The organism is Amycolatopsis sp. NPDC003865, assembly GCF_053605345.1.
This window is the reverse complement of record NZ_JBSGJA010000016.1, coordinates 75,889-88,764: the sequence shown is the minus strand read 5'-3', so window position 1 is coordinate 88,764 and position 12,876 is coordinate 75,889. Positions and strand designations below refer to the sequence as shown.

At 73.5% G+C, this 12,876-nt stretch carries 13 protein-coding genes; 6 read left to right on the top strand and 7 right to left on the bottom strand.

The window, feature by feature from the left end:
• Window positions 1–7: 7 nt before the first annotated feature.
• Entirely contained in the window at window positions 8–499 is a 492-nt protein-coding gene (locus ACWEVP_RS32815; RefSeq protein ID WP_452066435.1) for a GNAT family N-acetyltransferase, read from the top strand.
• 33 nt (window positions 500–532) lie between these two features.
• Complete coding sequence (locus ACWEVP_RS32810; protein ID WP_452066434.1) at window positions 533–946, top strand: DUF5655 domain-containing protein; 414 nt, start codon at window positions 533–535, stop codon at window positions 944–946.
• Here the strand turns inward: ACWEVP_RS32810 and ACWEVP_RS32805 are convergent.
• Entirely contained in the window at window positions 941–2,209 is a 1,269-nt protein-coding gene (locus ACWEVP_RS32805) for a YncE family protein (protein WP_452066433.1), read from the bottom strand. The two genes, ACWEVP_RS32810 and ACWEVP_RS32805, sit on opposite strands and share 6 nt — an antisense overlap.
• A gap of 173 nt (window positions 2,210–2,382) precedes the next feature.
• On the opposite strand from ACWEVP_RS32805, the gene ACWEVP_RS32800 reads away from it, so the two are divergent.
• Window positions 2,383–3,507, top strand: a complete 1,125-nt coding sequence (locus ACWEVP_RS32800; RefSeq protein ID WP_452066432.1) for a helix-turn-helix domain-containing protein — start codon at window positions 2,383–2,385, stop codon at window positions 3,505–3,507.
• A gap of 80 nt (window positions 3,508–3,587) precedes the next feature.
• On the opposite strand, the gene ACWEVP_RS32795 is transcribed toward ACWEVP_RS32800, so the two are convergent.
• A complete protein-coding gene (locus ACWEVP_RS32795) occupies window positions 3,588–3,797 on the bottom strand; it encodes a DUF2945 domain-containing protein (protein ID WP_452066431.1) in 210 nt (69 codons plus the stop codon).
• Between the two features lie 56 nt (window positions 3,798–3,853).
• Between ACWEVP_RS32795 and ACWEVP_RS32790 the strand changes: the two genes are divergently transcribed.
• Window positions 3,854–4,180, top strand: coding sequence for a DUF3140 domain-containing protein (locus ACWEVP_RS32790; RefSeq protein WP_452066430.1), 327 nt, complete (start codon window positions 3,854–3,856; stop codon window positions 4,178–4,180).
• Here ACWEVP_RS32790 and ACWEVP_RS32785 read toward each other — a convergent pair.
• From ACWEVP_RS32785 to ACWEVP_RS32775, 3 genes are all read right to left on the bottom strand, one after another.
• Window positions 4,146–5,372 (bottom strand): FAD-dependent monooxygenase, encoded by a 1,227-nt coding sequence (locus tag ACWEVP_RS32785; RefSeq protein WP_452066429.1) that lies wholly within the window; start codon window positions 5,370–5,372, stop codon window positions 4,146–4,148. The genes ACWEVP_RS32790 and ACWEVP_RS32785 overlap by 35 nt on opposite strands.
• A gap of 31 nt (window positions 5,373–5,403) precedes the next feature.
• Window positions 5,404–8,400: an ATP-binding protein gene (locus ACWEVP_RS32780; protein WP_452066428.1), complete on the bottom strand. Its 2,997-nt coding sequence runs from the start codon at window positions 8,398–8,400 to the stop codon at window positions 5,404–5,406.
• Between the two features lie 184 nt (window positions 8,401–8,584).
• The gene (locus tag ACWEVP_RS32775; RefSeq protein WP_452066427.1) at window positions 8,585–9,703 is read right to left on the bottom strand and encodes an epoxide hydrolase family protein; all 1,119 of its coding nucleotides are present in this window, start codon (window positions 9,701–9,703) and stop codon (window positions 8,585–8,587) included.
• Window positions 9,704–9,765: 62 nt separating this feature from the next.
• On the opposite strand from ACWEVP_RS32775, the gene ACWEVP_RS32770 reads away from it, so the two are divergent.
• Window positions 9,766–10,734 (top strand): helix-turn-helix transcriptional regulator, encoded by a 969-nt coding sequence (locus ACWEVP_RS32770; protein ID WP_452066426.1) that lies wholly within the window; start codon window positions 9,766–9,768, stop codon window positions 10,732–10,734.
• Here ACWEVP_RS32770 and ACWEVP_RS32765 read toward each other — a convergent pair.
• Window positions 10,703–11,182, bottom strand: a complete 480-nt coding sequence (locus tag ACWEVP_RS32765) for an SRPBCC family protein (protein ID WP_452066425.1) — start codon at window positions 11,180–11,182, stop codon at window positions 10,703–10,705. The two genes, ACWEVP_RS32770 and ACWEVP_RS32765, sit on opposite strands and share 32 nt — an antisense overlap.
• A 1-nt stretch (window position 11,183) precedes the next feature.
• On the bottom strand, window positions 11,184–11,519 hold the full coding sequence (locus ACWEVP_RS32760) for an ArsR/SmtB family transcription factor (RefSeq protein ID WP_452066424.1): 336 nt from the start codon (window positions 11,517–11,519) through the stop codon (window positions 11,184–11,186).
• 91 nt (window positions 11,520–11,610) lie between these two features.
• Here ACWEVP_RS32760 and ACWEVP_RS32755 point away from each other — a divergent pair, with 91 nt between their 5' ends.
• Window positions 11,611–12,825, top strand: a complete 1,215-nt coding sequence (locus ACWEVP_RS32755) for an ROK family protein (RefSeq protein ID WP_452066423.1) — start codon at window positions 11,611–11,613, stop codon at window positions 12,823–12,825.
• The last annotated feature ends 51 nt before the right edge of the window (window positions 12,826–12,876 follow it).

The following is a 12,876-nucleotide window of genomic DNA, read 5'->3' as shown; positions in this document are numbered from 1 at the left end:
TGGCGGGGTGACTTGGCCACCCGCCCCGCTCCGCACCGAGCGGCTCGTGCTGCGCGAATCCGAAGCCCGTGACCGGCCGGCGTACGTCGAATTGTTCGCCTCACCGGAGGTGGGCACGTACATCGGCGGGTCCCGGCCGCGCGCCGAGGTCGAGGCCGCGGTGCCGGAGCTGCCGGGGCGGCGGTTCGGGTCGTTCGCGGTGGACCTCGACGGCGCGATGATCGGCATGGTCACCCTCGACTCCCGTGACGGGCAGACCGAGATCGGCTACCTGTTCCTGCCCTCGGCGTGGGGGCGCGGATACGCGGCCGAGGCGTGCGCGGCGGCCCTCGAGTGGTTCGCCGGCGCGCGGCCCGGCGAGCCGGTGGCGCTGCGCACCCAGACCGCCAACGCCGCCTCGCTGCGGCTCGCGGCGAAGCTGGGCTTCACCGAGGTGAAGCGGTACGAGGAGTACGGCGCCGAGCAGTGGCTCGGCGTCCGGTCGCCGGCCGGCCGGTAAGCCGGCTCCGGCGGCCGTGCCATCCTGGACGGCATGGCCACCCGCTGGACGTGCCCGCGCTGCGACCGTGAGTTCGCGCGGGCCGGCCAGGGCCACACGTGCGTGCCGGGCTGCACGGTCGAGGAGACCTTCACCGGGCGCGACCCGAAGTTCCGCGCGATCTACGACGCCGTCCTCGACCACCTTCGGACGCTCGGCGACGTGCACGAGGACGCCGTCGAGGTCGGCGTGTTCCTCAAGCGGGGCCGGAAGCTCGCCGAGCTCCGGCCCCGCTCCCGGGACATCCTGGTGTACCTGTTCCTGCCGCGGCCGGTCGAGACGAACCGGATCGCCCCGGCGCGGTGGGCGTCGGGGCCCCGGGTCGGCCACCGGCTCAAGCTGCGCGAAGTGTCCGATGTGGACGACGAAGTCCGCGGCTGGTTCACGCTCGCCTACGACTTCTCATGACCCGGCCGGGCCCGTCCAGCCGTCGGGGACGTGGCCGATGCGGACCCGCTGCGGGTGGTCGCCCACCGGCACCGAGACCAGCTTCTGCCCCGTCGCGAAGTCGATCGCCGTGACACGGTCCGCGCCGGCTTCGGAGATGACGCACGCGCTGCCGTCGCCGCTCACCGTGGCCCAGTACGGCTTCACCGCCGGCACCAGCGTGCCCTGCTGCAACGTCGCACGGTCGACGACCGTGGCGTAGTCGTCCATCGTCCCGGCGATGCAGAGCTTGGTGCCCGCCGGGTTCATCGACATGCCGTGGTGGCGGGAGTCGTTGACGAACGTCGTGCGGTCGTCGCTGGTGGCCGGGTTCTTCGGCAGCTCCTTCACCCGGGTGATCTTGTCGGTCGCGACGTCGTACTCCAGGAAGCCGTTGAAGAACGACACCTGGAAGTACAGCTTGGACTCGTCGGGGGTGAACGCGACCGGCCGGACGGCGTCCGAGAGGTCCCGGCGCCCGAAGGCGTCGAGCCGGTCGCGCATGTCGATCACCCTGACCTGCTGGAAGGTCGTGGCGTCGACGACCGTGATGCGCCGGTCCCCCTTGGTGAAGTCCCAGCCGGGGTCGTCGAGGTTCGTGTCGACGTTGCCGATCGACATGTTCCACAGGTACCGGCCGCCGGCGGTGAAGACGTTCTCGTGCGGCTTGTCGCCGGTGGCGAACGAGCCGACCTGCTGCCCGGTCACGATGTCCAGCACGTGCACGGTGTTCGACGTCGAGGCCGAGACGGCGACGCGGCGGCCGTCCGGCGAAACCGCCATGTGGTCGGCGCGGAACCCCGAAACCGGGAAGCGCCAGTTGATCCGGCCGGTGCTCAGGCTGATCGAGACGACGTCGGCGAAACTCGGCCGCGACGCCACCACCGATGCCCCGTCCGGGGTCGTGTACATGTCGTCGACGAACTGGTCGTGCCCCTCCCCCGGCCCGTTGCGGATGCCGAGGAAGAACGCCAGCTTGATCGGGTTGAGGTAGATCTCGCGGAGCCGGTCGTCCTTGTCGGGGATGATGTTGACGCGCCCGACCTTCGCGAACGAGCCGCGGGATTGGATGACGTCGGCCGTCCCCTCCCAGTTGTTGCCGACGAACATCACCTCCCGCAGGGCCGCGGGCGCGCCGGTCGCGGGCACCGCCGCGCCGGTCGCCAGAAGGGCGACGGCGGAGGTCAGGTACGCCAGGCGCGAGAGGTAGGACCGCCGTCGGCGGGTTCTCGGGGAAGTGCGCACGACAGGACACCTTTCGACGATGAAGAGGTGCGGCGGTGGTTTTTGCCCCGGGCAGGGGTTACTGTCCGGTATTGCCACGATAACCGGGCACCGGAGCCCGGCCGGTAGGGTCGGCCGCCCAACGTCGCCGGTGCCGGTTGTGGCGGTGCCACAACGGTTTCGGGAGGTACCCGGTGACGCCGCTGCTCCACCGCATCCTCGACGAGCTGGCCGCGGACGAGGCCCTGCTGGACGAGCTGGTCAAGGTGGCGCGCAGCGAGTCGCCCGAGGTCGCCCGGCTGCCCGAAGCCGAGAACCGGCGGCACGTCCAGGTGCTGCTGTCGGCCGCGCTGCGGGCGACGGCGAGTCCCGACGGCCCGGCCCGGGAGGACTACACCACTGCCGAAGCGCTCGGAGCCGACCGCGCGGCGCAGGGTGTCCCGCTCACCGAGCTGCTGCGCGGGGTGCAGGCCGGCCGCACGCACGCGGCCCGCGTCGCGGTCGAACGCGCCCGCGCGGCGGGCGTGCCCGACGAGATCATCCTGGAAACCGTCCTCGACGCCGAGCGCTACACCGGGGCGCTGGAGCACCACATCGTCAAGGGTTACCACGCGGCCGAGCTCCAGCTGTCCCGCACGGTGCGCGACGCGCGCACGCAGCTGCTGCGGACGCTGCTGCTCTCGGGGCACCCGCCGGCACCCGACGAGCTCCGGCGGGCCGGGCTGCACGCGGACGTCCGGTACTCCTGCGTGGTGTCGGACGTCAGTGACCCGGCCCAGGCCCGCACCCTGGAGCAGGCGCTGCTCGAGTTCGGCGGGGTGTACGGCCTGGTCGAAGGCAGGCTGACCGGCTTGGCGGTGCGGTCACCGGCCGGGGTCGCGCTCGCCGAGGACGTCCTGCTGGTGGTGGCGCCCCCGGCGGCGTTGCCCGCCCTGCGGGAGGTGCACCGGCTGTGCACGGCGGCGGCGCGCGTCGCCGGCCGCGGCTACCACGACTTGACGGCGCTGGCGGGCGAGATCGCGCTGACCGCCCAGCCCCTGCTGGCGGGCCTGCTGACGACGGCCCTGCTGGGTGCGCTGGATCCGGTGAACCCGTTCCACCGCGAGCTGGCGGCGACGGCGCTGGCGTACCTGGACCACGGCCAGCGCCTGCGCCCCACGGCGGAGGCGCTGCACCTGCACCCGAACACCGTCCGGTACCGGCTGGACCGGCTGGCGGAGCTGACGCCGTTGCCGTTGGCGGAGAACACCGGCGGCCGGGTGCTCGACGCGGTGCGTTCGTGGTGGGCGCTGCACCACTGGCTCACGGCCGCGGGCTGACTCGCGAGGGGGCGGCTCCGACCACCGGCACGCCGCCGGCGGGCCGGTCACCCGCACCGCCGGTTCCGGTCCGCGCCGCGCTAGGCCTTGTGCAGCTTGTCCGGGTGGTGCACCGCGGTCTTCCCGGACTTCTCGCTCTTCACCAGGTACTGCGGTTCCTCCGGCGACGCCTTGACGTCCCGCTTGCCCGCGTGGGTGTCCTGGGTGATCTTCTCCTCGACCGTCCCGACCGAGCTCTGGTTGCCCGCGTCCCAGCGGACGCGGTCGCCCTTTTCGAAGTCCTTGCTCACGAGAACCACCTCCTCGGGTGGGCATACCCCCGCAGCCGAGCGGGTATGCGTCCCGAATGGACGACGAAGAAACCCGCCGCGAGTTCGGCGAGAGCGTCAACATGACCGCCAAGCAGCTCGAAGACTGGCTGAAGACCGACGAGTCCAAGGACGCCGGGCAGCACCGAGGTGGCGGCGAGTCCGTCGGGCACGAGTCCGGCCGGCGGATCATCGGCATCCTGACCAAGAAGAAGGACGACGTCTCCGCCGACGACCTCGCCCACATGCGCAAGGTCGTCGGCTACGTCCACCGCCACCTCGCGCAGCGCCCGTCCGGCGACGTCAAGGAGACGACCTGGCGGTACTCGCTCATGAACTGGGGGCACGATCCGCTGAAGAAGTGACGTCGTCGAGCGTCAGGGCGTTCGCCGCTTCCCGGACCGGGCGGGCCATCTGCTCCAGGACGCGGTTGCGGCCCGGGAGGTAGGGCATCAGCTTGATCATCCGGGTGTTGATCCACGCGAACGCGCGCGACTGCGGGATGATCCCGCGCAACGCCGTCTTCGCCAGAGCCTGGTTCTTCTCGATGTAGGGCCGCATCCTGCTTTCGTACCGGGCCAGCGCCACCTCGAAATCGGGCGCGGTGGCCAGTTCTCCCGCCAGGACGTACGCGCCGGCCAGGGCCAGGCTGGTGCCCTGCCCCGACGCCGGTGACGGGCAGTACCCCGCGTCGCCGAGCAGGGTCACGCGGCCGGCCGCAAGCCGGTCCATGACGATCTGGCAGACGGGGTCGAAGTAGAAGTCGCCGGCTTCGCGCATCGCGTCGAGCAGCGCGGCGGTCTCCCAGCCGAGACCGGCGAACTGGTCCGCGACCAGGGCCTTCTGGCTCTCGACGTCCCGGCGGTCGTAGCTCAGCGGCGGGGCGCTGAACCAGAACGCGGCCTTCGCGTCGTCGGCGCGGGCGGTGCTGTAGACGTTCACCATCTTCCCCGCGGCCGCCGAGTGCAGGAGCTCCCAGCGGTCCAGCCCGAACGTGTTGGGGACGGTCGAGATCGAGAGGTAGGCGTCGAACCGGCGCAGGAAGTCCTCCTCCGGGCCGAACGCGAGCGCCCGGACGCCGGAGTGCAGGCCGTCGGCGCCGACGACCAGGTCAAACCGGCGCGGTGCCGCGTGGGCGAACGTCACGTCGACGCCGTCCGCGCGCTCGTCCAGGCCGGTGATCCGGTCGCCGAAGACGTACTCGGTGGTCTCGCGGGTCGCGTCGTAGAGGATCTTCGCGAGGTCGCCGCGCAGGATCTCGGTGTCGTCACCGTCGCGGAAGCCGAACGTGTCGGCGTCCAGCGTCGCGATCTCCTTGCCGCGCTTGTCCACGAACGCCGCGCCGCGCATGTCGGTGCTCGCCGCGTGCACCTCGTCCAGGAGGCCCATCCGGCGGACGACGTCGACCGCGACCCCGCGGATATCGACCTTGTAGCCGCCTTCGCGCAGGCTCGGGGCGCGTTCGACGACGGTGGCGCGGAAGCCGTGGTGGTGCAGCCACCAGGCGAGGGCGGGGCCGGCGACGCTCGCGCCGGAGATCAGGATCGTCTTCGTCATGCCCCGGACTGTGGGCGCGCCCGCCGACCGCTCACGAACCGAGCGCGAACCGCCGCTGACCGAACTCGCTCAGGGCCTGCTCAGGGGGCATTTCCCGGCCGCGGCCGAACGCCTCCTCGTAAGCCGGGGCACCGATGCGCGAGCGCACCCGCTCGGTCACGCCCGCGACATCCGGATCGCCGGTGACGGGCGCGCCGCGCAGCCCGACCGCGACGCCGAGCAGGAACGCGGCCCGCTCGTCCTCCTCTCGCGCGGCGAGGACGCCGGCCAGGCCTTCGATCGCCTGGGCCGCGCCCGGCAGGTTCGCGTGTTCGAGCGCGGTGGCCAGCGCCTCCTGGTGCAGTTCGGTCGCCTCGTCGAGGTTGCCCTCGGCGGCGGCGGTCCAGCCGAAGCCGGTGTGGAGCCGGATGCGCGTCTCGCCGCCGGTGACCGGGCCGCCGGTGAGCCCGACGGCCGCGGTGTACCAGCGCCGGGCCGTGGCCAGGTCACCCTCGCGCCGCGCGATTTCGCCGAGGCCGCCGTGCGCCCGCGCCAGGGTGACCGGCGTGCCGGCCGCGCGGGCTCGCTCGGCGGCGGTTTCGTAGTCGGCGCGGGCGGTTTCGGCGTCGCCGGCGCGGAGAACGCCGTCGGCGCGGCGGCAGAGCAGGTCGGCCGCGTCTTCGAAGGAGCCCAGTTCGCCGGCCAGCCGGACGGATTCGTCCATCAGCTCGCGGAACCGCCCGTGGTCGCCGCGCCAGTCCGCGAACTCGGCGAGCTTCTCCAGCGCGCTCGCTTCGCCCCAGCGGTCGCCGAGGGCGCGGAACCCGTGCAGCGCCGTGGAAAAGTGCGTCTCGGCTTCCTCGATCCGGCCGCGGTACTGGGCGCCGAGGCCGTCGCCGATGCTCGTGAACGCCCGCGACCACGGGTCGTCACCGACCAGCGCGGCCAGCCGTTCGCCGTCCTTCACCTTGGTGCGCGGCGAAAACGCCCACAGCAGGAACAGGTACGGGTGGCGCAGCGGCCCGGCGAGCTCCCGCAGGATCGGCTCCGGCTCGACGTCGGTGCGCGACGCGTGGATCAGGCAGACGACGTACTCCTCGGCCAGCCCCGGCGGTGGCTCGGAACCGAAGGCGGCGACGACGGCGTCCGCGAACGGCGTCGCCTCGCCGCGGCGCCCGCGCAGCCACCAGTACCAGGTCAGCGCGGCGACGAGCCGGACCGCGGTTTCGGGGTCTTCGGCGGTGCTCCAGCGCAGCGCCGCGGTGAGGTCGGCGTGCTCGGCGGTCAGCGTGTCCAGGGCGTTCAGCTGCTCGGCGGAACGCAGCTTCGGCTCGGCCGCGCGGGCCAGCTCGAGGAAGTACTTCGCGTGCTCCGCACGCCGGTCTTCCCCGTGCTCGGCGCAGAACGCCCGGATCGTCTCCAGCATCCGGTAGCGGCCGCCGTCGAACTCGACGAAGGACTTCTCGACCAGACCGGCGAGCAGGACGTCGGTGTCGGGTTCGGCGCACACGCGCTCGGCGGCGCCGAGCCGCGCGCCGCCGGCGAACACCGCGAACCGGCCCGCCAGCCGCCGTTCGTCCGGTTCGAGCAGGTCCCAGCTCCACTCGACGACGCCGCGCAGGGTCCGGTGCCGCGGCTCGGCGGTCCGGTCGCCGCGCGAGAGCAGCCGGAAGCGGTCGCCGAGCCGGGCGGCGACGTCGGCGGCCGGCAACGTCCGCAGGCGCGCCGCGGCGAGCTCGATCGCCAGCGGGAGGCCGTCGAGGGCGGCGCAGATCCGCGTCACCGCACCCGGGTCGAGCTCCGCGCCGGGCGCGACGGCCGCGGCCCGGTCGGTGAACAGCTCCGCCGCGGCGCCGGCGGGCAGGGCGCCGACCGGCACGAGCGTCTCGCCGGTCAGGCCGAGGGGTTCGCGGCTCGTGGCGAGCACGCGCAGGCCGGGACACGCGGCGAGCAGCCGCCGGACGAGCCGCGCGGCCGCGCCGACGACGTGTTCGCAGTTGTCGAGCACGAGCAGCGGCGGCCGGTCGGCGAGGGCGGTGGCCAGGCGATCGGCCGGGTCTTCGGGCGCGCCCGGCGTCAGGACGCCCTGTTCGCGCAGGCCCAGCGCGGCGAGCACGGCGCGGGGCACGTCGGTCGTCGTCGCCAGTTCGACGAAGCAGGCGTCGCCGGTCGCCGCTTCGACGGCGAGGCGGGTCTTGCCCGCGCCGCCGGGTCCGGTGAGCGTCACGAGCCGGGCCGTCTCGAGCGCGGTCTTCAGCCGGTCGAGTTCGGTCCGGCCGACGAACCCGGTGAGCGGCACCGGCACCCGCCGGGGCGGGGCCGGGGCGGCGGCGCGCAGGACGGCGGTGTGCGCGTCCGCCAGCTCCGGCGACGGGTCGGCGCCCAGCTCGTCGGCGAGCCGCTCCCGCGTTTCCGCGAAGACGGTCAGCGCCTCGGCCGAGCGGCCACCGCCGTGCAGCGCGCGCACGAGCTGGGCGGCGAGCCGTTCGCGCAGCGGGTGCTCCCGGATCAGCTCGCGCAGTTCGGCGACGACGTGGTCGTGGCGGCCGAGCACCAGGTCGGCCTCGACGCGGTCCTCGGTCGCGGCCAGCCGCAGTTCGGCCAGCCGGGCCGCGCGGGGCGCGTCGGCGAGACCGTCGAGCGCCGGCCCTCGCCACAGGGCGAGCGCTTCGGCGAACAACGCGCGTTTCCGGGCCGGATCGGGTGTTTCCCGCGCGTCGGCGGTGAGGCGTTCGAAGCGGTGGACGTCGACGGCTTGCGGGTCGACGGCCAGCCGGTACCCGGCGGGCGTGAACTCGACGAGCCCGTCGGGCGCACCGCCGTCCCGGAGCCGCCGCCGCAGCCGGGAGACCTGGGACTGGAGCGCTTCGGCGGCACCCTCGGGCGGGTGGTCGCCGTGCAGGCCGTCGATGAGCCGCTCGGCGCTGACCACGCGCCCGGCGTCGAGGGCGAGCAGCGCGAGCAACCCGCGCAGCTGGGGACCGCCGAGGGCGACGGCGGTCCCGTCGGGGCGGCGGGCTTCGACCGGCCCGAGGATCGCGAACTGCACGCCGCCGATTCTGGCCCAGGACCCGGATGTCCGCGGGGCCGGTGCCGAGGAACCCCAGCAGGCGCTCGGCCGCCGCGTTCTCCGCCCGCTCCCCGCGCCAGCGTTGCCGGGACTGTCTCGCCCCGGACGCCGCGGGGCGTCCCCTACGCGGTCGGCACCAGGCCGACGGCGAGCGCGCGGACGTTCACGGCCGCAGCGTCCGGAAGAACGCGCGGATGTCGGCGACGAGCAGCTCCGGCACTTCCATCGCCGCGAAGTGGCCGCCCTCGGCGAAGTCGGACCAGTGCTCGATCTTCTCGTCGGGGTCCATGATCCGCCGGACGACCGGCGAGCTGTCGAACACCGCCCAGCCGGCCGGGACGTCCGACGGCGCCAGCCAGCCGTGACCGGAGTGCGCGGCCTCGTAGAGGAACCGGGCCGCGCTCGCGCCGCTGCGGGTGAACCAGTAGAGGCTGACGTTCGTGAGCAGCCGGTCGCGGTCGACGCCGTCCGCACCCGTCCACGCCTCGAACTTCTCCGCGATCCAGGCCAGCTGCCCGACCGGGGAGTCGGTGAGCGCGGCCGCGATCGTCTCGGGCTTGTGCGACTGGAGGTCGAGGTAGCCGCGGCCCGCCCGCCACGCCGTGCGCGCGGCGTCCAATTCGGACTGTTCGGCGTCGGACAGGTTCTCCGGCAGAGGAAGCTGCTCACCGGCGAGCGCGATCGTGCCGCGGTCGCTGTTCACGTGGGTGCCGAGCACGCGATCCGGGTAAAGGGCGGCGAGCCGGCCCGTGACGCCGGCGCCGATGTCGCCCCCGTGCGCGGCGAAGCGGTCGTAGCCGAGCCGCGCCATCAGCTCGGCGAACGCGTCGGTCGTCCGGGCGAGCTCCCAGCCCGGGCCGCTCAACGGGGTCGAGAACCCGAACCCGGGCACCGACGGGACGACGACGTGGAACGCGTCCGCGCCGGGTTCGGTCAGCGGCCCGATGACGTCGAGGAACTCGGCGAAGGAGCTGGGGTAGCCGTGGGTGAGCAGCAGCGGCAGCGCGTCGGCACGCGGCGACCGGACGTGCAGGTAGTGGATAAGCTGGCCGTCGATCACGGTCGTGAACTGCGGGAACGCGTTGAGCGCCGCCTCCTGTGCGCGCCAGTCGTAGCCGTCGCGCCAGTACTCGGCCAGCTCGCGGACGGCGGCGGTGGGGATGCCGCGGGACCAGTCCGGCTCGTCGCCGGGCACGGGGTCGGCGAACCGGGCCCCGGCGAGGCGGCGGTGCAGGTCGTCCAGCTCGGTCTGCGGGATGTCGATGCGGAAGGGGTTCGTCATGGGAAGGACGTTACGAACCATTGCGGAAGACTTTCTTCCGCGATTCGTGCGATCCTCGGAGCATGCTGCGAACCTCCGCCCGCCTGCTGCGGCTGCTCTCGCTGCTCGAGACGCGGCGCGACTGGACCGGCGCCGACCTCGCCGAGCGGCTGGGCGTCACCGCGCGCACCGTCCGCAGCGACGTCGGGAAGCTGCGCGACCTCGGCTACCCGGTCGAGGCCTCCCCCGGCGTCCAGGGCGGCTACCGGCTCGGCGCGGGCGCGCAGCTGCCGCCGCTGCTGCTGGACGACGACGAAGCGGTGGCCGTCGCGGTCGGGCTGCGGACGGCCACCGGCGTCGCCGGGATCGCCGAGACGTCGGTGCGTGCGCTCGCGAAGCTGGAGCAGGTGCTGCCGTCGCGGCTGCGGCACCGGGTCCACGCGCTGCAGGCCGCGACGGTCGCGGTGCCGGGCGGCGGCCCGGCCGTCAACGCGGACGTGCTCACGGCGATCGCGGCGGCGATCCGGGCCGGCGAGCGGCTGCGGTTCGACTACACCAGCCACACGCGCGCGGCGAGCCGCCGCGACGTCGAGCCGCACCGGCTGGTCAGCTGGGGCCGCCGCTGGTACCTCGTCGCGTGGGACACCGCGCGGGACGACTGGCGCACGTTCCGCGTCGACCGGATGACGCCGAAGGTCCCGAACGGGCCGCGCTTCACCCCGCGCGAGCCGCCCGAGGGCGACGTCGCGCAGTTCGTCCAGCGCAGCGTCGGGGCGGCGACCTGGCGGTTCCACGCGAAGGTGCGCCTGCACGCTTCCGAGGCGTACGTCCGGGCCCGGCTGCCGCTCGCGGTCGAGGTGACGCCCGAAGGACCGGACCGCTGCGTCGCGGAAGTGGGCTCCGACCACGCGCAGATGCTCGGCCTGTACCTCGGGCTGCTCGAGGTCGACTTCGAGGTCCTCGACGCGCCGGCACTCGCCGCCGAGCTGGCGAAGACGGGCGAACGGTTCCTGCGCGCCGCTAGCGCAGGGAGTCCGCCAGCTCCTGGATGAGCACCATCTGCTCCCGGACGCCGACCTCCATGCCGGACTGGAGGATGGTGTCGCGCAGCTCCTTGCTGCCGGTCACGGTCAGCAGCTCGAGCCGCGTGCGGTCGCCGTCCAGAGCGGTGAAGGTGACGGTGTTGAGCGGCCCGTCCACGGAGTCGAGGTCCACACCGGGCATTTCGAACACCTCGGTGTAGACGATCCGCTCGTCCGGCACGACTTCGCGGTACTCGCCGTGGAAGCCGACCTCGGCGCCGTCGTTCGTCTTGATCACGTATCGCCAGCGACCGCCGGGCCGCAGGTCGAGCTCGACTTCGGTGGTGGTGCCGCGGTGCCCGCTCCACCAGCGCCGCACCAGCTCCGGCGTCGTCCACACGCGGTAGACGAGGTGCCGGGGCGCGTCGAACTCTCGCGTGATGAGAATCCGGTCGTCGGCGGGAGTGGTGATCTCCACGTCACTGCTCCTGTTCCTTGAGTTCTTCGAGGACTTCGTCCATCAGCTCGAACCGCTCGACCCACGTCCGCTCGTAGCGCTTGACCCAGTCGTGGATCGGCTTGAGCGCCGGGCCGTTGAGCCGGTAGAGCCGCTGCCTGCCGTCGCCGCGCACGTCCACGGCGCCCACCTCCCGCAGGACGCGCAGGTGCTTGGACACCTGCGGCTGGGCGAGGCCGAGCACGTCGACGAGGTCGCCGACGGACCGTTCGCCGCCCATCAGGACGTCGAGGATCTGCCGCCGCCGGGGTTCGGCGACGGCGTTGAAGGTGTCGGCGGTTGTCGCTGCTCGGGCCACGGGAGTCATCATATGCCGATATGAGTATGCGTCAAGAGCCCGCATCCTGGGCACGCTGGGCACCCGCCGCCGCGTCTGCCACGATCGGGCCATGACGGCGGCGGCCGACGGTCCACAGAGGACGGATGCGCGCGGCGCCCGGCGCAGCGCCGGCGCGAGCGCGGTCCTGCGTGCCGTCCTCGACCACGGGCCGATCGCGCGCAGCACCATCGCGCGGCGGACCGGCCTGTCCGCCGCGGCCGTCACCGGGCACGCGGCCGAGCTGCTCCGGCGCGGGCTGCTGCGCGAGCTCCCGGAGACCGAAAAACGCGTCGGGCGGCCACACGTGCCCGTCGACCTCGACACCGGGCGGCACGTCGCCGGCGCGCTGCACCTCGCCGTGCACCACGCCACCGTCGCGCTGCTCGACCTGCGCGGGAACGTCCTGGTGCAGCACGAAGAACCGCACGACGGGCTCGCCGCCGAAGACCTGCTCGCCCGCGCCGCGGAGATCCTCGACGACCTGCTGCTCGGGCACGCCCCGGACCGCGAGCCGCTCGGGCTCGGCGTCGCCACGGGCGGCTGGGTCGACCGCGAGTCCGGGACCGTCGTCGAACACCCGCTGCTGGGCTGGCGGAACGTGCCGGTGCGCGACCTGCTCGCCGGGAGCACCGGCCTCGCCGTCGAAGTCGACGGCCACGCGCGCGCCCTCGTGCACGCCGAACGCCTCTTCGGCCACCCGAAGGCGTGCGAGAGCGTCGTGCAGCTGTTCGCCGGCAACGTCGTCGACGCCGCGTTCGCCACCGGCGACACCGTCCACCACGGACCGCGCTCCGCCGCCGGAGCCGTCGCGCACCTGCCGGTCGACGACAGCGCCGAGCCGTGCCGCTGCGGGCGCACCGGCTGCCTCGAAGCGGCCGTTTCGGAAGCGACGCTCGCGCGCAAAGCCGCGGAAAACGGGCTCCTCGCCCGCCCGGATTTCCCGGAATTGCTCGCGCTCGCCGCGGCCGGCGATTCCGCGGCGGTGCGGATGTTCCACGACCGCGCGCGGCTCATCGGGCAGGCCGCCGCATTGCTGCTGGACGTCCTGAACCCGGCCGTGCTCGTCGTGGTCGACCGGAGTGTAGCCCAGGTTGCCGGCTGCCTTCCCGCCATCCGGGACGAGGTCCGCGAGCGCTCCCGGACCTGCGCCGATCCGGCGGAAACCGTTGTGCCGACGAGCTTCCCGGGCACCGAGCTGGCGACGGCGGGCGGCGCGGTGCTCCTCCAGGGACTCTACGAAGACCCGTTCGGTCCGCTTCTCACCCGGTTCTCGCACGCTTCGTGAATCGCCGGAGTTTTTTCACGAACTCGCAAAATTGACCGTCCGCCCGGCGGC

Excerpts from the sequence above, each read along its gene's own strand:
- ACWEVP_RS32775 (WP_452066427.1), bottom strand. The coding sequence starts at position 9,703 with ATGACGAACCCCTTCCGCATCGACATCCCGCAGACCGAGCTGGACGAC.
- ACWEVP_RS32755 (WP_452066423.1), top strand. The coding sequence starts at position 11,611 with ATGACGGCGGCGGCCGACGGTCCACAGAGGACGGATGCGCGCGGCGCC.
- ACWEVP_RS32810 (WP_452066434.1), top strand. The coding sequence starts at position 533 with ATGGCCACCCGCTGGACGTGCCCGCGCTGCGACCGTGAGTTCGCGCGG.
- ACWEVP_RS32790 (WP_452066430.1), top strand. The coding sequence starts at position 3,854 with ATGGACGACGAAGAAACCCGCCGCGAGTTCGGCGAGAGCGTCAACATG.
- ACWEVP_RS32770 (WP_452066426.1), top strand. The coding sequence starts at position 9,766 with ATGCTGCGAACCTCCGCCCGCCTGCTGCGGCTGCTCTCGCTGCTCGAG.
- ACWEVP_RS32785 (WP_452066429.1), bottom strand. The coding sequence starts at position 5,372 with ATGACGAAGACGATCCTGATCTCCGGCGCGAGCGTCGCCGGCCCCGCC.